This window comes from Ruania suaedae, from assembly GCF_021049265.1.
Lineage (GTDB): Bacteria > Actinomycetota > Actinomycetes > Actinomycetales > Beutenbergiaceae > Ruania > Ruania suaedae.
Genome location: NZ_CP088018.1, coordinates 3,006,160 through 3,024,300, shown reverse-complemented (window position 1 = coordinate 3,024,300; position 18,141 = coordinate 3,006,160). Strand labels below are relative to the sequence as shown.

The 18,141-nt window shown below is 70.1% G+C and carries 16 protein-coding genes; 15 read left to right on the top strand and 1 reads right to left on the bottom strand.

Annotation, left to right across the window (positions count from 1 at the left end; translation table 11 throughout):
* The first annotated feature begins 5 nt into the window (after positions 1-5).
* From LQF12_RS13955 to LQF12_RS13890, 14 genes are all read left to right on the top strand, one after another.
* Positions 6-1,580: an MFS transporter gene (locus LQF12_RS13955; RefSeq protein WP_231053513.1), complete on the top strand. Its 1,575-nt coding sequence runs from the start codon at positions 6-8 to the stop codon at positions 1,578-1,580.
* A 165-nt stretch (positions 1,581-1,745) separates the two neighbouring features.
* The gene (locus LQF12_RS13950) at positions 1,746-3,347 is read left to right on the top strand and encodes a DEAD/DEAH box helicase (RefSeq protein ID WP_231053512.1); all 1,602 of its coding nucleotides are present in this window, start codon (positions 1,746-1,748) and stop codon (positions 3,345-3,347) included.
* 186 nt (positions 3,348-3,533) lie between these two features.
* A complete protein-coding gene (locus LQF12_RS13945) occupies positions 3,534-3,914 on the top strand; it encodes an ArsR/SmtB family transcription factor (protein WP_231053511.1) in 381 nt (126 codons plus the stop codon).
* A gap of 1 nt (position 3,915) precedes the next feature.
* On the top strand, positions 3,916-4,404 hold the full coding sequence (locus tag LQF12_RS13940; protein ID WP_231053510.1) for an SRPBCC family protein: 489 nt from the start codon (positions 3,916-3,918) through the stop codon (positions 4,402-4,404).
* A gap of 142 nt (positions 4,405-4,546) precedes the next feature.
* Positions 4,547-4,984 (top strand): glutaredoxin domain-containing protein, encoded by a 438-nt coding sequence (locus LQF12_RS13935; protein ID WP_231053509.1) that lies wholly within the window; start codon positions 4,547-4,549, stop codon positions 4,982-4,984.
* A gap of 96 nt (positions 4,985-5,080) precedes the next feature.
* Positions 5,081-6,073, top strand: a complete 993-nt coding sequence (locus LQF12_RS13930) for a LacI family DNA-binding transcriptional regulator (RefSeq protein ID WP_231053508.1) — start codon at positions 5,081-5,083, stop codon at positions 6,071-6,073.
* 86 nt (positions 6,074-6,159) lie between these two features.
* Positions 6,160-7,884, top strand: coding sequence for a ribulokinase (gene araB, locus LQF12_RS13925; RefSeq protein WP_231053507.1), 1,725 nt, complete (start codon positions 6,160-6,162; stop codon positions 7,882-7,884).
* Positions 7,881-8,618, top strand: a complete 738-nt coding sequence (locus tag LQF12_RS13920; RefSeq protein ID WP_435531194.1) for an L-ribulose-5-phosphate 4-epimerase — start codon at positions 7,881-7,883, stop codon at positions 8,616-8,618. The genes araB and LQF12_RS13920 overlap by 4 nt, the downstream gene beginning before the upstream one ends.
* Before the next feature lie 3 nt (positions 8,619-8,621).
* Complete coding sequence (araA, locus tag LQF12_RS13915; RefSeq protein ID WP_231053506.1) at positions 8,622-10,130, top strand: L-arabinose isomerase; 1,509 nt, start codon at positions 8,622-8,624, stop codon at positions 10,128-10,130.
* 108 nt (positions 10,131-10,238) lie between these two features.
* Positions 10,239-11,285, top strand: a complete 1,047-nt coding sequence (locus tag LQF12_RS13910; RefSeq protein WP_231053505.1) for a LacI family DNA-binding transcriptional regulator — start codon at positions 10,239-10,241, stop codon at positions 11,283-11,285.
* Positions 11,286-11,527: 242 nt separating this feature from the next.
* On the top strand, positions 11,528-12,817 hold the full coding sequence (locus tag LQF12_RS13905; protein ID WP_231053504.1) for an extracellular solute-binding protein: 1,290 nt from the start codon (positions 11,528-11,530) through the stop codon (positions 12,815-12,817).
* A 58-nt stretch (positions 12,818-12,875) separates the two neighbouring features.
* Positions 12,876-13,832: a carbohydrate ABC transporter permease gene (locus tag LQF12_RS13900; RefSeq protein ID WP_231053503.1), complete on the top strand. Its 957-nt coding sequence runs from the start codon at positions 12,876-12,878 to the stop codon at positions 13,830-13,832.
* A 2-nt stretch (positions 13,833-13,834) separates the two neighbouring features.
* On the top strand, positions 13,835-14,743 hold the full coding sequence (locus tag LQF12_RS13895; protein WP_231053502.1) for a carbohydrate ABC transporter permease: 909 nt from the start codon (positions 13,835-13,837) through the stop codon (positions 14,741-14,743).
* 91 nt (positions 14,744-14,834) lie between these two features.
* On the top strand, positions 14,835-16,088 hold the full coding sequence (locus LQF12_RS13890; RefSeq protein WP_231053501.1) for a family 1 glycosylhydrolase: 1,254 nt from the start codon (positions 14,835-14,837) through the stop codon (positions 16,086-16,088).
* Between the two features lie 32 nt (positions 16,089-16,120).
* On the opposite strand, the gene LQF12_RS13885 is transcribed toward LQF12_RS13890, so the two are convergent.
* Positions 16,121-16,759, bottom strand: coding sequence for a uridine kinase family protein (locus tag LQF12_RS13885; RefSeq protein ID WP_231053500.1), 639 nt, complete (start codon positions 16,757-16,759; stop codon positions 16,121-16,123).
* A 121-nt stretch (positions 16,760-16,880) separates the two neighbouring features.
* On the opposite strand from LQF12_RS13885, the gene LQF12_RS13880 reads away from it, so the two are divergent.
* Entirely contained in the window at positions 16,881-18,137 is a 1,257-nt protein-coding gene (locus LQF12_RS13880) for an alpha-hydroxy acid oxidase (protein ID WP_231053499.1), read from the top strand.
* Positions 18,138-18,141: the final 4 nt, after the last annotated feature.

The following is an 18,141-nucleotide window of genomic DNA, read 5'->3' as shown; positions in this document are numbered from 1 at the left end:
GCGTCGTGACCGGCACCATCGCTGAGCAGACAGGTAGGCCCGCCTACACCCACGAGGAAATCCTCAAGGTCCTGACGGGACTGCTTGCCGCCCTGTTCACGGCGATGATCTCCACCACGATCGTCTCCACCGCGCTGCCGACGATCATGGCCGACCTGGGCGGTACCCAGCGGCAGTACACCTGGGTCATCACCTCGGCCCTGCTGGCGATGGCGATCACCACCCCGATCTGGGGCAAGCTGGCCGACCTCTTCGACAAGAAGGTGCTCGTCCAGACGGCGATCGTGCTCTTCGTGATCGGTTCCCTCGGCGCCGGCGCCGCCCAGACGATCCCCGCGATGATGGCCTTCCGCGGGGTGCAGGGCCTGGCCATGGGTGGCCTGACGGCGCTGGTGCAGGCCGTGCTCGGCACGATCATCCCGCCCCGCCAGCGCGGCCGCTACTTCGGCTACATGGGCGCAGTGATGGCCGTGGCGACGGTCTCGGGCCCGCTGCTCGGCGGAGTCATCACCGAGCACCTGCACTGGCGCTGGTGCTTCTTCGTCTGCCTGCCGCTGGCGATCGTCGCGATCGTGATGCTGCAGGCCACGCTGACCCTGCCCCGCGCAGACCGGCCGGAGCGGGTGCGCATCGACGTCGCCGGTGCGCTGCTGGTGGCGGTCGCGGCCGGCCTGCCGATGCTGTGGGTGACCTTCGCGGGCAACGACTTCGCGTGGTTGTCCTGGCAGAGCGCTGCGTACCTCGGCGGTGCGCTGCTGGCCGCCGTCGTGCTGGTGCTGGTCGAGCTGCGGGTGCCGCAGCCGATCATCCCCCTGCGTGTGATGCGCAACCGCACCACGATCCTGATGGTCGTCGCCAGTATCGCGGTCGGGGTCGCGATGTTCGGCACTGGCGTGTTCGCGACCCAGTACTTCCAGCTCGCCGGCGGCCATTCGCCGACCACTGCCGGGCTGATGACGATCCCGCTGATCATCGCCCAGATGCTCGCCGGCGTGGCCAGCGGTCAGATCGTCACCCGGACCGGCCGCTGGCGGCCCGTGATGCTCGTGGCCGCCGGGATGCTGGTGGTCGGGCTCGGTGGCCTCGGGCTGGTGCTGGACCACACCACGCCCTACTGGGTGGTGGCCGTGTTCATGGCCATCTCCGGTGTGGGTGTCGGCGGGCTGATCCAGAACATCGTGCTCGCGGTCCAGAACACCGTCGACGTCAAGGACATCGGCGCCTCCTCGGCCACGATCGCCTTCTTCCGTTCGGTCGGCGGGACCATCGGGGTCTCGATCCTCGGTGCCGTGCTCGCCGGCCAGGTCTCCTCGCGGATCGCCGACGGCGCACGGGCGATGGGCATCGACCCCTCCGCGACGGGGGTGAGTCAGGGCAGCCTCGACGTCTCCAGCCTGCCGGCACCGGTGCAGGCCCTCTTCCACGATGCCTATGGCGACTCGTTCGGCCTGCTGTTCGCCATCGCCGGAGCGGCCTCCGTGCTCACTCTCGTTGCGATCGTGCTGGTGCGCGAGACCACGCTGCGCACCACGGTCGAGATGACCCGCGAGCCCGCCACCTCCGACGCGCGCGAGATGTGACGAACCACACCAAAGTCGCCGGATCGGGCACCGGCAGTGGAGAATGCTCGCAGGGCGCGGAACGTGCGTGCCCGACATCGCGGTTTCGTGTGCGCTCACCTGGATGCTGAGCAGCACCAGTGACGGTCTCTGCGGTGAACCCCTACCTCAGAGAGTTGTTCTGCTGTGCCTGAAACCCTGTCCTTCGCTGCCCTCGGTGTGCCGAATGCGCTCGTGCGCACCCTCACCGACCGCGGCATCACCGAGCCTTTCCCGATCCAGTCCGCCACCTTGCGCGACACCCTCGCCGGGCGCGACGTGCTCGGACGCGGCCGCACCGGCTCGGGCAAGACCCTGGCCTTCGCGCTGCCGCTGGTGGCGCGCCTGAGCGAGGGTCGCCGCCCCGCCTCGGGCGCCCCGCGCGGACTCGTGCTCGCCCCGACCCGCGAGCTCGCCTCGCAGATCGCGGAGACCATCGCACCGCTCGCTGAGGCCGCCGGCCTGCGCCACACCGTCATCTTCGGCGGCGTGGGCCAGGGCAAGCAGGTCGAGGCGCTGCGCCGCGGCGTCGACATCCTGATCGCCTGCCCGGGCCGCCTCGAAGACCTCAAGGGCCAGGGGCACCTGCGCCTGGACGCCGTCGAGATCACCGTGCTGGACGAGGCCGACCACATGGCCGACCTCGGCTTCCTGCCCGCCGTGAAGCGGATCCTGGACGCCACTCCCCGCGGTGGTCAGCGGATGCTGTTCTCGGCCACTCTCGACAACGGCGTGGACATCCTCGTCAAGCGCTACCTGACCAACCCGCTCACGCACTCGGTGGACCCCTCCTCCTCGCCGGTGACGGCGATGACCCACCACATCCTGGAGGTCTCGGACGCGGGCGCCAAGCGTGACCTCGTCGAGCAGCTCGCCTCGGGCCTCACCCGCCGGTTGTTCTTCACGCGCACCAAGCACCAGGCGCGCAAGCTCGCCCGGCAGTTGACCTCGAGCGGCATCCCCGCGGTGGACCTGCACGGCAACCTCTCCCAGAACGCCCGGGAGCGGAACCTGGACGCGTTCTCCACCGGCGCCGTGAAGGTGCTCGTGGCCACCGACATCGCCGCTCGTGGCATCCACGTCGACGACATCGACCTCGTCGCCCACGTGGACCCTCCGGCCGAGCACAAGGCCTACCTGCACCGCTCCGGGCGCACCGCCCGCGCCGGCTCCGGCGGCGCCGTGGTGACGATCATGCTGCCCGAGCAGCGCAATGACGTCCGCCAGCTGCTGCGGGCAGCCAAGATCACCGCCCAGCCCAGCCGGCCGGAGGCGGCCGTTGTGGCCGGTCTGGTCGGCGAGGTGGCGCCCCGGGTGACCCCGGAGCAGGCGCCCGACGCCGCGGCGCGCAAGCCTGCGCCGTCGGCTCCCGGCAAGGGTCAGGGCCAGGGTGGTGGCCGCGGACGCGGCCGGGGCCGCTCCGGCGGCGGGGCCTCCGGTCAGCAGCGCTCCGGTGCGGGCGCCCGTTCGGGCCAGTCCCGGTCCGAGCAGTCGCGTTCGGGCCAGTCCCGCTCGGGGCAGCCGGCTACGGGCCAGCTGCGCCACACCTCCGAGGGTGCGCCTCGCCTCTCGCGCACGGCGGCCGACGGCGGCCCTCGCCCCGCACGTAGCGGATCCGACGCCGGCTCCCGCCCCGCGCGCGGTGGGGCCGACGGCGGAGCCCGTCGCAACGAGGGCGAGCGTGGGGCCGGTGCCCCGCGCCGTCGTCGCGGCCCCCGCCGTGCCACCAGCCCGGGCTCGCCCCGCTGATCGTGCGGGGTGATCCGCCGTCGTGATCCGACCAGGTCGCGGCGGGCAGGCGCCCCGCAGTGAACACCCGGACGCCGGGAGCAGGAAGTCCTGCTCCCGGCGTTCGTGCGTGGTGGCGGTGCCGATCGCGAGAAAGCGGGGCCGACCCTCTTGAAACCTACAACTGAATGGTTGTAGGTTGTACTCATGACCGGGAGTGCGGACGAGGACAGGGCAGATGCCCTCTTCCATGCGCTGGCCGACCGGACCCGCCGCGACATCGTGCGTCGCGTGCTGGCCGGGGAGCACTCGGTCTCGGCGCTGGCTCACAAGTACGACATGAGCTTCGCCGCGGTTCAGAAGCACGTGGCCGTGCTCGAGCGAGCCGGCCTCCTCAGCAAGCGCCGTGTCGGTCGCGAGGCGCTCGCGACCGGCGACATCGACGCGGTCCGCTCCGTCGGTTCCATGCTCTCCGAGATCGAGCAGATCTGGCGCGGCCGCATCTCCCGGATGGACGAGCTGCTCGCCACCGACCACCGGACCGGCACCACCCCCGATCTCAGCGCCGATCCCACCAAGGAGCACTGACATGCCTGTCACCGACGTCCAGAAGGACATGGACAGCCGCACCATCACCATCACCGCCGACTTCGCGGCGCCGCCCGAGCAGGTCTGGGGCATCTACGCCGACCCGCGCAAGCTCGAGCAGGTGTGGGGCCCGCCGACGCACCCGGCGACGTTCGTGGACCACTCCCTCACCCCCGGTGCGCGAGTGACCTACTACATGACCGGGCCGGACGGGGAGAAGTTCGGCGGCTGGTGGGAGATCGACGAGGTCGACGAGCCGCACTCGTTCACGTTCCGGGACGGCTTCGCCGACGCCGACCTCAACCCCGTCGACACCGCTCCCGTCTCGGAGAACGTCTACCGCTTCGCCGCGACCGACGGCGGCACGCGCGCCGTCTACACCAGCACCTACGCCTCGGCCGAGGCGCTGCAGCAGGTCCTCGACATGGGCGTGGAGGAAGGCGCCACGCTGGCGATCAACCAGATCGACGCCTACCTCGCCGCCGCCTGACTCCTCACCGGACCGACACGGCTACGTCGGGCCGAGGGGCTAGCAGCCCTGCGCCCGACGTATCCGTGTCGATCCGGTCACCGACCGCGGATCCCCCACGCGGGGGATGACGCCGAGGGTCACCGGCGGGGATGCTGAAGGCATGCGCTCGCGGATCCTGTGGCTCGCCCTCGTCCTCCTGATGGCCACGATGGCCGGGTTCATCGTGGCCGACATCTCCTGGTGGCTGATGATCCCCGTGGTGACCTTGGTCGCCGTCTACGGCTGGTGGACCTACCCCGGCCGCGGTGCCGGCACCACGCACGCGGTCGCCACCGAGCTCACCCGGGCCGATCCGGCCCGCCGGGTGGTCATCTACTGGCGGCCCGGCTGCCCCTACTGCTCCGGGCTTCGCCGCCGGCTCGGACAGGCACGCTCGGAGGCGATCTGGGTCAACATCTGGGCCGATCCCGAGGCGGCCGCCTACGTCCGGTCCGTCAACAGCGGCAACGAGACCGTGCCCACCGTCGTGATCGACGGCGAGGCCTTCACCAACCCCGATCCCGCTCCCGTGCGCGCAGCCCTCACCACGGCCGCGTAGGGTCTGCGCGGGGACGGAGGCGGGCCGGCACTAGGCTCCCTCCACAGTGAGTCAGGAGAGCAGGTGGGGGTCGGCGTGAGAGTGCAGCGACCGGGCATGAGTGACGTCGCTCGCGTGGCCGGGGTCTCCCACCAGACGGTCTCGCGCGTGCTCAACGATCATCCCAACGTGCGCCCACAGACCCGCGAGCGGGTGCTGGCCGCGATCGCCGAGCTGGGGTATCGCCGCAACAGCGCCGCCCGCGCGCTGGTCACCCGCCGCTCGGCCACGATCGGCATCGTCACGAGTGGCTCGTTGCACTTCGGCCCCGCCACCACGCTTGCGGTGCTCGAGCAGTCCGCGCGTGGCGCGGGGTACTTCGTCAGCGTCGCCACCGCGACCGATCCCACGGCCGAGGCGATGACGGCGATCTTCGGCTCCTTCATGGATCAGTCGGTCGAGGGCATCGTGGTGATCGCCCCGGACGAGCGGTTCGCCGGGGCGGCCCGGGCCGCCTCCGCGCACGTCCCCGTGCTGCTGCTGGCGGCGATGGGTGCCGCCGAGGGCGATCCGCCCATCCTCTCGGTGGACCAGGCCGGCGGTGCCCGGCTGCTCGCGCGCCACCTGCTCGAGCTCGGGCACCGGGATCTGGTGCACATCACCGGCCCGCCGGAGTGGTTCGATGCCATCTCCCGGCGGGCTGCCTGGCACGACGAGCTCGCTGCCGCCGGTGTGCGGGCCCGACCGGACATCCCCGGTGACTGGACCGCTGCCACCGGCTACGCCGCCGCCCGGGCGCTGGTGGGGGATCTGCCCGAGGCCGTCTTCGCGGCCAATGACCAGACCGCACTGGGGGTCCTGCACGCCTTCGCCGATGCCGGCGTGCGGGTGCCGCAGGAGGTCTCGGTGGTGGGTTACGACGACGTCGAGGGCGCCGACCACTTCATCCCGCCGCTGACCACCGTGCGCCAGGACTTCTCGGCCCTCGGGCGCGAGGCGATGGACGTCCTCATCCGGGCGATGCGGGGGGAGGCGGTGGCGCCTGCGCGGGTGGCACCCGAACTCCGGGTCCGCGCGAGCACGGGGCCGGCCCGCACCGTCGCGGGCTGAGCCCACGATGGTGGCGCCAGGGCTGGCGCCCCTCAGTTGTGAGCGCTAACATCGACGTGGGACTCACCGCCGACCCGAGGATCGCCATGACTGAGCAGGACACCTACACCATCGGTGTGGACTTCGGCACGCTCTCCGGCCGGGCGGTCGTCGTCCGCACCCGTGACGGCGCCGAGCTCGGCAGTGCCGAGCACGCCTACGGCCACGCCGTGATGGACCGCACCCTCACCGCCTCCGCGACGAACGCCGACCTGCCCCCCGAGTGGGCGCTGCAGGTTCCCGCGGACTATGTCGACGTCCTGCGCGAGGCCGTGCCGCGCGCCGTGCATGAGGCCGGCATCGACCCGGGCCAAGTCATCGGCATCGCCACCGACTTCACCGCCTGCACGATGATCCCGGTGGGCGCGGACGGGACGCCGCTGTGCGAGCTGGAGCAGTTCGCCGATCGTCCGCACGCCTACGTCAAGCTGTGGAAGCACCACGCGGCGCAGTCGCATGCCGACCGCATCAACGCCGTAGCCCGTGAGCGGGGCGAGGCCTGGCTGCCGCGCTACGGCGGCCTCATCTCCTCCGAGTGGCAGTTCGCCAAGGGGCTGCAGCTGCTCGAGGAGGACCGTGAGATCTACGACGCCATGGACCACTGGGTCGAGGCTGCGGACTGGATCGTCTGGCAGCTCGGCGGCTCCTACGCGCGCAATGCCTGCACCGTCGGATACAAGGGCATCCATCAGGACGGCGCCCACCCGGGCGAGGACTTCCTGACCGCGCTCAACCCCGATTTCGGCGGGTTCGTGCGCGACAAGCTGGAGGCTCCGATCGCCCAGCTGGGGGACGCCGTCGGGCGCCTCACGGCCGAGGCGGCCGCCTGGACGGGGTTGCCGGAGGGCATCGCCGTGGCTGCGGGGAACGTGGACGCCCACGTCACCCTGCCGGCCGCGAACGCCGTCGACGGCGGCCAGCTCACCCTGATCATGGGCACCTCCACCTGCCATGTGGTCACCAGCGACGAGCTGCACGAGGTGCCCGGCATGTGCGGGGTGGTCGACGGCGGCGTCATCTCCGGCACCTACGGCTACGAGGCCGGGCAGAGCGGCGTCGGGGACATCTTCGGCTGGTTCGTCTCCACCGGGGTGCCCGCCGAGTACACGGCCGAGGCGCAGCGCCGGGGAATCTCCACCCATGCCTACCTCACCGAGCTCGCCGAGAAGCAGCCCATCGGCGGCCACGGGCTGGTGGCACTGGACTGGCACGGAGGCAACCGGTCGGTGCTGGTGGACACCGAGCTCTCCGGCCTGATCCTCGGCCAGACGCTGGCCACCCGCCCCGAGGACATCTACCGGGCGCTACTGGAGTCGACGGCCTTCGGCACCCGCACCATCATCGACGCGTTCACCTCCTCCGGGGTGGCGATCAACGAGCTCGTCGTGGCCGGCGGGCTGCTGAAGAACCGCTTCCTGATGCAGATGTATGCCGATGTGACCGGCCTGCCGCTGAGCACCATCACCTCCGAGCAGGGTCCTGCGGTGGGATCGGCCATCCACGCGGCCGTGGCCGCGGGCGCCTACCCGGACGTGCGTACCGCTGCTGCCTCGATGGGCCACCGCGTGGTGGGCGCCTACCAGCCGGACCCCGAGGCCACCGCTGCCTACGACGCGCTCTTCACCGAGTACACCCGCCTGCACGACTACTTCGGCCGCGGCGAGAACGACGTGATGAAGCGGCTCAAGACCATCCGCCGCCAGGCCTGGGAGGCGAGCAACGCCGCCGAGACCGCCGCACCGGCCCTGACCGTTCCGGAGGAGCTCGCATGAGTGAGAGCACACCTGTCCTCGCCGACATGCCCGCGGCCGTCCAGGCCGAGGTGGCCGCGACTCGCGAGCGCGTGGCCCGGCTGCACGCCGAGCTCGTGCGCTACGAGCTGGTCATCTGGACTGCCGGCAATGTCTCCGAGCGCGTGCGTTCCTCCGAGGTGGAGCTGTTCGTCATCAAGCCGTCCGGTGTCTCCTACGACGACCTGACGCCGGAGTCGATGGTGGTCTGCACCCTGGACGGCACCAAGATCGACGACGGCACCCCCGACCACCTCACGCCCTCCTCCGACACCGCCGCGCACGCCTACGTCTACCGGCACATGGCCGAGGTGGGCGGCGTGGTGCATACCCACTCCACCTACGCCACCGCGTGGGCCGCCCGGAACGAGCCCATCCCGTGCGTGATCACGATGATGGGTGATGAGTTCGGCGGGGAGATCCCGGTCGGCCCGTTCGCGCTGATCGGCGACGACTCCATCGGTCAGGGCATCGTGGAGACGCTGCGCACCAGCCGCTCCAAGGCGGTGCTGATGGCCAACCACGGGCCCTTCACCATCGGCACCGACGCCAAGGACGCCGTCAAGGCGGCCGTGATGTGCGAGGACGTCGCCCGCACCGTCCACATCGCCCAGCAGCTCGGCGGGGTGCAGCCCATCGCCGCCGAGCACATCGACTCCCTCTTCGATCGCTACCAGAACGTCTACGGCCAGCGCGCCGAGGGCGGGAAGGACTGACCCATGGACAACCCCTTCGCAGGCCGCGAGATCTGGTTCCTCACCGGTAGCCAGGACCTCTACGGCGACGAGACCTTGCAGCAGGTGGCCGAGCAGTCCCAGGAGGTGGCCCGCCATCTGGAGGAGTCCTCCGAGGTGCCGGTGCGGATCGTGTGGAAGCCGGTGCTCAAGGACACCGCGTCCATCCGCCGGGCGGCGCTGGAGGCTAATGCTGACGACAACTGCGTCGGCGTGATCACCTGGATGCACACCTTCTCCCCGGCGAAGATGTGGATCACCGGCCTGGACGCGCTGCGCACCCCGCTGCTGCACCTGCACACGCAGGCCGGGATGGAGCTGCCGTGGTCGGACATCGACATGGACTTCATGAACCTGAACCAGGCCGCCCACGGCGACCGGGAGTTCGGCTACATCGCCACCCGCCTCGGGGTGGCGCGCAAGATCGTGGTGGGCCACGCCAGCACGCCCGACGTGCAGGCGCAGGTCGGCACCTGGGCGAGGGCCGCCGTCGGGTGGGCCGCCCTGAGCGGGATGAAGCTCGCCCGCTTCGGCGACAACATGCGCAATGTGGCCGTGACCGAGGGCGACAAGACCGAGGCCGAGCTGCGGTTCGGCGTCTCGGTGAACACCTGGGGCGTGAACGACCTGGTCGCAGTGGTGGACGCGGTCGAGGACTCCGTGGTCGATTCGTTGATCGAGGAGTACCTGGACGCCTACGACGTGGCCGACGAGCTCCGGCCCGGGGGCGAGCGGCACGAGTCCCTGCGCTACGGCGCCCGGCAGGAGGCCGGGATGCGCTCGTTCCTGGAGTCCGGGGGCTTCGCGGCGTTCACGACGAACTTCGAGGACCTGGGCGGGCTCCGGCAGTTGCCGGGGCTGGCCGTGCAGCGGTTGATGGCGGCCGGCTACGGCTTCGGTGCCGAGGGCGACTGGAAGACCGCGATCCTGGTGCGCCTGGCCAAGGTGATGGGCCACGGCCTGCCCGGTGGTGCCTCGCTGATGGAGGACTACACCTACGAGCTGACCCCGGGCCAGGAGAAGATTCTCGGGGCGCACATGCTCGAGATCTGCCCGTCGCTGACCACGTCCAAGCCGCGGCTGGAGATTCACCCGCTCGGTATCGGCGACCGGGAGGACCCGGTGCGGCTGGTGTTCGACACCGACATCGGCGAGGGACTGGTGGTGGCGCTGAGCGACATGCGCGAGCGGTTCCGGCTGGTGGCCAACGAGGTGGACATCGTGGGCCCCGACGCCGAGCTGCCGAACCTGCCGGTGGCGCGTGCGGTCTGGGTGCCGCGCCCGGACTTCACCACCTCCGCGCGGGCCTGGCTGACCGCCGGGGGCGCGCACCACACGGTGCTGACCACGCAGGTGGGCACCGAGGTGTTCGAGGACTTCGCCGAGATCTCCCGCACCGAGCTGGCGCTCATCGACGCCTCGACGACGGTGCGGGCCTTCCAGCGTGAGCTGCGGTGGAACCAGATGTACTACCGGATGACCGCGGGGGCCTGACCCACCGACCCCTTCTGACCCCCCGGGTGGTCGTGGTGACGGTATGCGTGGTGGGCGAACGGAGTGCCTGGGAGGATCTACGATCGGCTCAGGCGCGAAGGGAGCCCCATGCCCGCCACAATGCGCGACGTCGCCAAACTCGCCGGGGTGTCGGTGAAGACGGTCTCGAACGTCGTCAACAACACCTACCCCTACATCCGGCCCGAGACGCGGGCGCAGGTGGAGGCTGCCATGGCCGAGCTGGGGTACCGGCTCAACGTCACGGCGCGCAAGCTCCGGACCAACCGGACGGGCCTGATCGGCCTCGCACTGCCGGAGCTTCGGCACCACTATTTCGCCGAGCTCGCTGACGATGTCATCCGCGAGGCCGCGAAAGCCGGTCTCAAGGTGATCATCGAGCAGGTCGAGCCCTCCGAGCATGTGGCCGTGGAACACCTGGTGGGATCGCACACCCACCTGGTGGACGGCGCGATCGTGGCTCCGGTCGGACACGGCGACGTGGTCTCCGACTCGGCGCCGCCGGGGTTTCCCGTGGTGGTGCTCGGGGACCATCGCATCACGGACGACGTCGATCAGGTGTACATGGCGAACGCGCGCGGGGCGGAGCTCGTGGTCGACCACCTCATCTCGCGCGGAGCACGAAGGATCGTCGCCCTGGGCGCCGATCGCGGCGCTGAGGTGGGAGCCGAGGGTGAGCGCACTCGTGGCTACCTCGAGTCGCTGGAGCGCCACGGGATCGACGTCGACGACCGGCTCATCCAGGCCACCGACGGCTGGAGCAAGGCGGCCGGCGCCGCTGCCATCCGGGATCTGAGCACGCGCGGTGTCCGCTTCGATGCGGTGTTCGGTTTCAACGACACCCTCGCTCTCGGTGCCCTGACCGAGGTGCTCCGCAGCGGGCGACGGGTGCCGGAGGACGTGCAGGTGATGGGCTTCGACAACATCGACGACGCCCAGTACAGCGTTCCCGCCCTGAGCACGGTCGACGTCGATCGCGCCCAGCTGGCGGAACTGGCGGTCGGCATGATCGTGCGGAGGTTGCGGAGCATCCACGGCGCCGAGGCTGCTGCTGGGAACGGGACGGCTGAATCGGGGACCGAACGGTGGTCGATCGAGGTGCCGGCGACGTTGGTGCTCCGCGAATCCACCCGGTAGCGGTTCGGATCGTGATGGATCGGTGACCTGAGCGGGGTTGACCACCGCGCATCTCCTGCGTAATCTCCCGTAGTACACCGATGTACTAACGACCTGACGAAGGGTTTCCACGCGATGACGCGGCCGGTAGCGTCGGCGATTCCCGCCGTCGCCGCCCCCTAGCAGGCACACGCCTCCCCCTCCCACTTCCCTCGCATCGGCTCCCTTCATACACCGATGTACTACCGACAAGGAGAACGACGATGTCCCCTTCGAGACTGCACCGACGCAGCATCCTGCTCGCCGCCGGCACCGCGGCCGCCCTCACTCTCGCCGCCTGCTCCTCAGGCACCGACACGGGTGACTCCGGTGGCGGTGGCGAGACCACCACCGTCAGCGTCTGGCACGGCTTCACCGAGGCCGACGGCGACGTGGTCAACCAGCTCGCCGAGGAGTTCAACGCCTCCCAGGACGAGTTCGAGATCTCGGTGGAGGTCAACCCCTGGAACGTCATCACCGACAAGCTCCTGCCGGCCGTCTCCGCCGGCAACGGCCCCGACCTGGTGGTCCAGCCGGCCGCCGAGGGGGAGGGCTACGCCAACCAGGGTGTCTTCGTGCCGATGGACTCCTTCTACGAGAACGCCGAGAACGAGACCGAGACCTACTACCCGCACGTGGTCGACTACGTGACCTTCGATGGCGCCCAGTACGCCGTCCCGATGGCGTACGGTCCGTTCTCGGTCTGGTACAACACCGAGATGTTCGCCGAGGCGGGCATCACCGAGGAGGACGTACCCACCACGTGGGAGGAGTGGATCGACCTCGCCGAGGAGCTCACCGTGGACGAGAACGGTGACGGCGAACCGGAGATCTACGGCCTGGCCCTGCCCGACGCCGACGGCACCTTCCTGCCGACCTTCCTCGAGGCCGGTGGCGGCGCCGTCTACAGCGACGGTGAGGTCACACTCGACACCCCGCAGAACATCGAGACCCTGCAGTGGTGGCAGGACGCCTACGAGGGCAACTGGGGCCCGACGAACATCACTCTCCCGGAGGCGGTCGACCTGTTCAAGGCCGGTAAGGCCGCGATGACCGTCATCGGCCCGTGGATCATCACCGGAGCCGAGAGTGTGGGCCTGGACATCGACGTCTTCGAGATGCCGGCCGGCCCCGAGGGTGTGGCCACCCAGGCAGCGGCCAACTACTGGTGGCTCACCTCCCAGGCCGACGAGCAGACCGCGGCCGGCGCGGAGGCGTTCCTGCGCTACTACAACGCCCACGACTCCCAGGTGCTGTGGGCGCAGGAGTCCTACTACCCGCCCAACCGCACCGACATCACCGCTGAGCAGATCGGTGACACCCCGTTCGTCGGCACGATGATCGACCACACGGAGAACTCCTACATCCGGCTCTACGGGGTCCCGGGCGGGCTGACGGACGTCAACGCCGAGCTGTCCACGCTCAACACCACCGTCACCCAGGGCGGCGACCTGGCGCCGGCGACCACCGAGACGGCGGAGTCGGTCGCCGACATCCTCTCCCGGTTCGAGTGACGCATCCCGCTGGTGGTGCCGGGCCCTGCCCGGCACCACCGGAGTTCTTGGAGATCTCATGACCACTGTGCAACCGGCCTACCGGGCGCCGAAGCGCCTCGGTGGCCCGCCACCGGACCGCTCCGGCCAGATCGCCCGCCACGATCGTGGCCGGGCGTTGCGGGCGACGGCGTTCCTTGCCCCGGCCCTGGCTGTCATCATCGCCTTCGTGTTCGTCCCGGCGCTGTCGGCGCTGCGGCTGTCCTTCACCGACGCCTCGGGGTTCGGCCAGGAATCCTGGATCGGGCTGGAGAACTACGTCACCGTCTTCACGGACCCGAACACGCTTCGGGCGATCTGGAACACGATGCTCTACGCCCTCATGTACGGGCCGCTGGTGATCGCGGTCGGGCTCGGGGCCGCGCTGCTGCTGAACCGCAAGGACGTGCCGCTGCGCAGCTTCTTCCGCACGATCATCTTCCTGCCGTTCGTCATCTCGATGGCGGTGGCGTCACTGGCGTGGGCGTTCCTGCTCGACCCGAATCTCGGGCTCATCCCGTACTGGCTCGGCACGATCGGGATCCAGATGGGCGACATCTTCGCCTCGACCACGTGGGCGCTGCCGGCGGTCACGGCGGTGGCGATCTGGAAGAACTTCGGTTACTTCATGGTCATCTTCCTCGCCGGCCTGCAGGGGATCCCGCGCTACCTGTACGAGGCAGCCATCCTCGATGGTGCGGGCGCCTGGCGGCAGTTCCGCGCCGTCACCATGCCCGGTCTGCGCGCCACGATGACGTTCGTGATCGTGTTCGCGATCATCGGCGCGTTCCAGGCCTTCGACCAGATCTACATCATGACCCAGGGCGGTCCGGACCGGGCCACCGAGACGATCGTCTACCGCATCTACACCGATGGCTTCCGGGACTTCCGGATGGGCTTCGCCTCGGCTGTCTCCTACGTGTTGCTGGTGATCACCCTCGCCCTCGGCCTCATTCAGCTCCGCATCGGGGCCAAGCGTGAGCAGGACCTGGAGTGAGCATGAACCAGACCACGACGGCGTCCCCCGCCCCTGTGGGCCCGGCCTCGCGCCGTAGCCCTCGCCGCCGCGCCAGCGCCGGCACCGCGCGCGCGCTCACCCAGTCCGGTGTGGTCGCCGGGCTGCTGGTGTTCGCCGCCCTCACCTCTTTCCCGGTGGTCGTGGTGGTGCTCTCCGCCTTCTCCCCGGAGTCGGAGGTGCTCTCGTGGCCGCCCAACTTCATCCCGTCCCGCTTCACGCTCGAGAACTTCGACGGGTTGATCGCCCGGATTCCGGTGTTCTCCCAGTCCTGGAACTCGTTCGTCTTCGCGGCGGCGGTGACCGGCCTGTCGCTGGTGTTCAACTCACTGGCCGCTTATGCCCTGGCGCGCATCGACTTCAAGGGGCGCTATGCCATATTCACGGTGCTGATCGCCGTGATGATGGTGCCCTTCCAGGCGCTCCTGGTTCCCCTGTACGAGCTGATCTCCGAGATCGGGTGGGTCAACACCTACGCCGGGCTGGTGATCCCGCGCGCGGCCGATGTGGCCGGGATCTTCCTGCTGCGGCAGTTCTTCATCACTCTTCCGCGGGATCTCGACTCCGCAGCCCGGATCGACGGGGCCAGTGAGCTGCGGGTGTTCTGGTCGATCATCCTGCCCAACGCCAAACCGGCCCTGCTGACGATGGCGCTGTTCCACTTCGTCAACAACTGGAACGACCTGTTGTGGCCGCTGATCATGACCAGCGACTCCAGTGTGCGTCCGTTGACGGCGGGGCTCGCCCTGCTGACCGGGTCCGCGACGGGTGTGGCCCCCTACGGGGTGATGATGGCCGGCTCGCTGGTGGCGATCGTCCCCCTCGTCGTGCTCTACCTGCTCGTGCAGCGCCGGTTCATCGAGGGCGTGGCCATGACCGGGATGAAGGGGTGAGGCCCCGCCCCGTCGGCCCGCCGCTCGCCGGCTGGTGGACACGACGACCAGCGCGCCCCGCGCGCGACTTCCCAACCACTGTGAGGATCACATGACCTGGTATCAGGACGGCCGACTGCACTTCGGCGTCGGCGTCGAGGACACGTTCGTGCCGCAGACCCGCCCGGGGGAGAGGGCCCTGGACGAGTACGAGCTCACGGAGCACTACGAGCACTGGCACGCCGACCTGGGCCTCGCCGCCGAGGTGGGGGCCGAGTTCATGCGCTGGGGTGTCCCGTGGTACCGGATCAACCCGGCACCGGGGCAGTGGGACTGGTCCTGGCTGGACCCGGTGATGGCGCGTTTCGCCGAGCTCGGCATCCGCCCGATCGTCGACCTGCTCCACTACGGCACCCCCGAGTGGCTCGAGGGCGAGTTCGCTCACCCCGACTACCCGCAGCGCGTCGCCGAGTACGCGGTGGCAGTGGCCGAGCGGTACGCCGATACCGTCACCGACTACACACCCGTGAACGAGCCGATGATCCACGCGCGGTTCTGTGGCGAGCTGGCGTACTGGCCGCCGTATCTGCGCGGGGAGGAGGGGCTCATCCGGATGGTCGCAGCGCTCGCCGATGGCTTCTCCCGTTCCCAGCACGGCATCGCCGAGGCGCTGGGTGAGCGGGCGGCCTTCTGGCACGTGGACGCCACCACCCGGTTCGTCGGCGACGTCGACGGCGAGCACGCGGACAAGGTGCGGCTGCTGCGCGAGCAGGTCTACGTCGTCGAGGATCTGGTGACGGGACGGGTGGACGCTGCGCACCCGCTGACCGAGCACCTGCTCAGGCACGGCTTCCCCGAGGACCTTCTCGACCGTCTCCGGGCGGCCCCGGCGCTACCGGACGTGATGGGCGTCAACTACTACCCCAAGCACTCCACGACACTCGTGCAGGCAGGGCCGTGGCCGACGGGCGGTTTCGTCGAGCCGCAGCCCACGCGCGACGACGGGGTCGTCGGCCTGGAGGAGGTGCTGCGCAGCTACGCCTCGCGGTACGGCGCTCCGGTGGCTCTGACCGAGACGTGCGTGACGGCGTCGGAAGCGGAGAGGGTGGCGTGGCTGGACGACTCGGTCGCGCTGCTGCAGCGCCTGCGCGCCGAGGGGATGCCGGTGGTCGCCTACACCTGGTGGCCGCTGTTCGACATGTACGAGTGGACCTACCGGCACGCCGGCACCCCCCGGGAGGCGTCCTTGCTCAGCATGGGCCTGTGGGACCTGGTCGAGTCGGACCACGGGTTGCTGCGCCGTCGGAACACGGTGGCCGATGCCTTCGCACAGCACACGGCCTCCGACCGGGTGGTGACAGGGTAGGAGGAGCGCGTCGGGTCGGCGGGTGCGCGTGGCTAGCTGTAGCGCAGCAGCGCCCGCAGCTCGGCCTCGGCGCGCCCGACGCTGAGCGGACGGCACCCCTGCGCCGACCACGCCCGGATCTTCGCCGGCTCGCTGCGCAGGTGGGCCAACCCTCGACGCACCAGCGTCGAGGGCGGCTTGCGGGCCTCGGCCAGATCGCGCAGCAGCCGGAACCAGAAGGTCTGCAGGCGGGGGCGGACCAGGCAGATCGCGTCGGCGAGCACGCCTTCGGCGCGCAGGCCGGGCACCAGCTCGCCCGCGAAGATTCCCTCGGCGAGGACGATCCGGGACTCCTCGGCCACGACGGTGGCGTTGCCGGTACGCCGGGACGTGGGGATGTCGTAGATCGGGACCTGGGCCTCGCCGTCGCGGCAGAGCGTGATCAGCGCTGACTGGGCGGCGTCGGCGTTCCAGCTCTGCGGGGCGTCCCAGTCGACGCTGCCGAATCGCTGCGGCAGGTGCGGGGCGTCGATGTCGTAGTAGAAGTCGTCGAGGGCGACCATGGGCAGACCAAGCCGGCGCACCAGGGAGGTCTTGCCCGATCCGGACGGGCCCGTGAGCAGCACCACGCGCCGCGGGTAGTGCCGGGCGCCCTCGGGCAGCGGGAAGAGCGAGGCGTCGGAGGAGGACACCGCACGATTGTCCCGCACCGGTCTGCTTGACAGTCCCGGACGCCGTCGGAAGACTCACTGAATCGTTCCATTCGAGACCGGGGTGGCGTCAGCCGCAACCGGAGTGCGGGAGTATTGAGCCATGGTTCAGCGTCGAGTACCCAAAGTGCGCGATCTCGCGCCGTTGATGCAGTTCAAGCGCCCGGAGCTCGATGGCCGCAAGCGGCGGCTCGAGAGTGCGCTGACGATCCACGATCTGCGCCATATCGCCCAGCGGCGCACCCCGAAGGCCGCCTTCGACTACACCGAGGGCGCCGCGGAGCAGGAGCTCTCGCTCGCCCGGGCCCGCCAGGCCTTCGAGGACATCGAGTTCCACCCCTCGATCCTGCGCGACGTCTCCCACGTGGACACCTCCGTGAACGTGCTGGGCGGGCGCTCCGCACTACCCTTCGGCATCGCTCCCACCGGCTTCACGCGGATGATGCAGACCGAGGGCGAGCTCGCCGGCGCCGGCGCTGCGGCCGAGGCAGGCATCCCGTTCTCGCTGTCGACCATGGGCACCGCGTCCATCGAGGACGTCGCCGCCGCGAACCCGACCGGGCGCAATTGGTTCCAGCTGTACATGTGGAAGGACCGGGACCGGTCGATGGCGCTGGTCAACCGCGCCGCCGACGCCAACTACGACACCTTGCTGGTCACCGTGGACGTGCCGGTCGCGGGAGCGCGGCTGCGGGACAAGCGCAATGGGATGACGATCCCGCCCTCGCTCACCCCGGCAACCGTGATCAACGCCATCCCGCGCCCGGCGTGGTGGATCGACTTCCTCACCACCGAACCGCTCGCGTTCGCCTCGCTCGACCGCTGGTCCGGCACGGTGGCCGAGCTGTTGAACTCGATGTTCGATCCGACGGTCGACTTCGACGATCTGCGCTGGGTCAGTGAGCAGTGGCCGGGCAAGGTCGTCGTCAAGGGCGTGCAGACCCTGGCGGACGCGCGCCGGGTGGCCGAGCTCGGGGTCGACGGGATCGTGCTCTCCAACCATGGTGGACGCCAGCTCGACCGCGCGCCGATCCCCTTCCACATGCTTCCCGAGATCTCCGCCGAGCTCGGCGATCAGCTCGAGATCATCCTCGACACCGGCATCATGAGCGGGGCCGACATCGTCGCCTCCCTCGCCCTCGGTGCGGACTTCACGCTCGTCGGCCGCGCCTACCTGTACGGACTGATGGCCGGCGGGCGCCAGGGGGTGGACCGGATGATCGAGATCCTCGGGTCCGAGGTCGAGCGCACGATGAAGCTGCTGGGCGTCTCCTCGGTGGACGAGCTCGAACCGGGCCACGTCACCCAGCTGCGCCGGCTGCTGCCGATCGAGCACGGGGTGCCCGCCCGCACACGCTGAGCGC

What these genes read in the sequence shown, in the direction of transcription:
- LQF12_RS13935 (WP_231053509.1), top strand. Translation starts at nt 4,547, where the DNA reads ATGCGCTCGCGGATCCTGTGGCTCGCCCTCGTCCTCCTGATGGCCACG.
- araA (WP_231053506.1), top strand. Translation starts at nt 8,622, where the DNA reads ATGGACAACCCCTTCGCAGGCCGCGAGATCTGGTTCCTCACCGGTAGC.
- LQF12_RS13945 (WP_231053511.1), top strand. Translation starts at nt 3,534, where the DNA reads ATGACCGGGAGTGCGGACGAGGACAGGGCAGATGCCCTCTTCCATGCG.
- LQF12_RS13910 (WP_231053505.1), top strand. Translation starts at nt 10,239, where the DNA reads ATGCCCGCCACAATGCGCGACGTCGCCAAACTCGCCGGGGTGTCGGTG.
- LQF12_RS13900 (WP_231053503.1), top strand. Translation starts at nt 12,876, where the DNA reads ATGACCACTGTGCAACCGGCCTACCGGGCGCCGAAGCGCCTCGGTGGC.
- araB (WP_231053507.1), top strand. Translation starts at nt 6,160, where the DNA reads ATGACTGAGCAGGACACCTACACCATCGGTGTGGACTTCGGCACGCTC.
- LQF12_RS13905 (WP_231053504.1), top strand. Translation starts at nt 11,528, where the DNA reads ATGTCCCCTTCGAGACTGCACCGACGCAGCATCCTGCTCGCCGCCGGC.
- LQF12_RS13880 (WP_231053499.1), top strand. Translation starts at nt 16,881, where the DNA reads ATGGTTCAGCGTCGAGTACCCAAAGTGCGCGATCTCGCGCCGTTGATG.
- LQF12_RS13920 (WP_435531194.1), top strand. Translation starts at nt 7,881, where the DNA reads ATGAGTGAGAGCACACCTGTCCTCGCCGACATGCCCGCGGCCGTCCAG.
- LQF12_RS13890 (WP_231053501.1), top strand. Translation starts at nt 14,835, where the DNA reads ATGACCTGGTATCAGGACGGCCGACTGCACTTCGGCGTCGGCGTCGAG.
- LQF12_RS13940 (WP_231053510.1), top strand. Translation starts at nt 3,916, where the DNA reads ATGCCTGTCACCGACGTCCAGAAGGACATGGACAGCCGCACCATCACC.
- LQF12_RS13895 (WP_231053502.1), top strand. Translation starts at nt 13,835, where the DNA reads ATGAACCAGACCACGACGGCGTCCCCCGCCCCTGTGGGCCCGGCCTCG.
- LQF12_RS13930 (WP_231053508.1), top strand. Translation starts at nt 5,081, where the DNA reads ATGAGTGACGTCGCTCGCGTGGCCGGGGTCTCCCACCAGACGGTCTCG.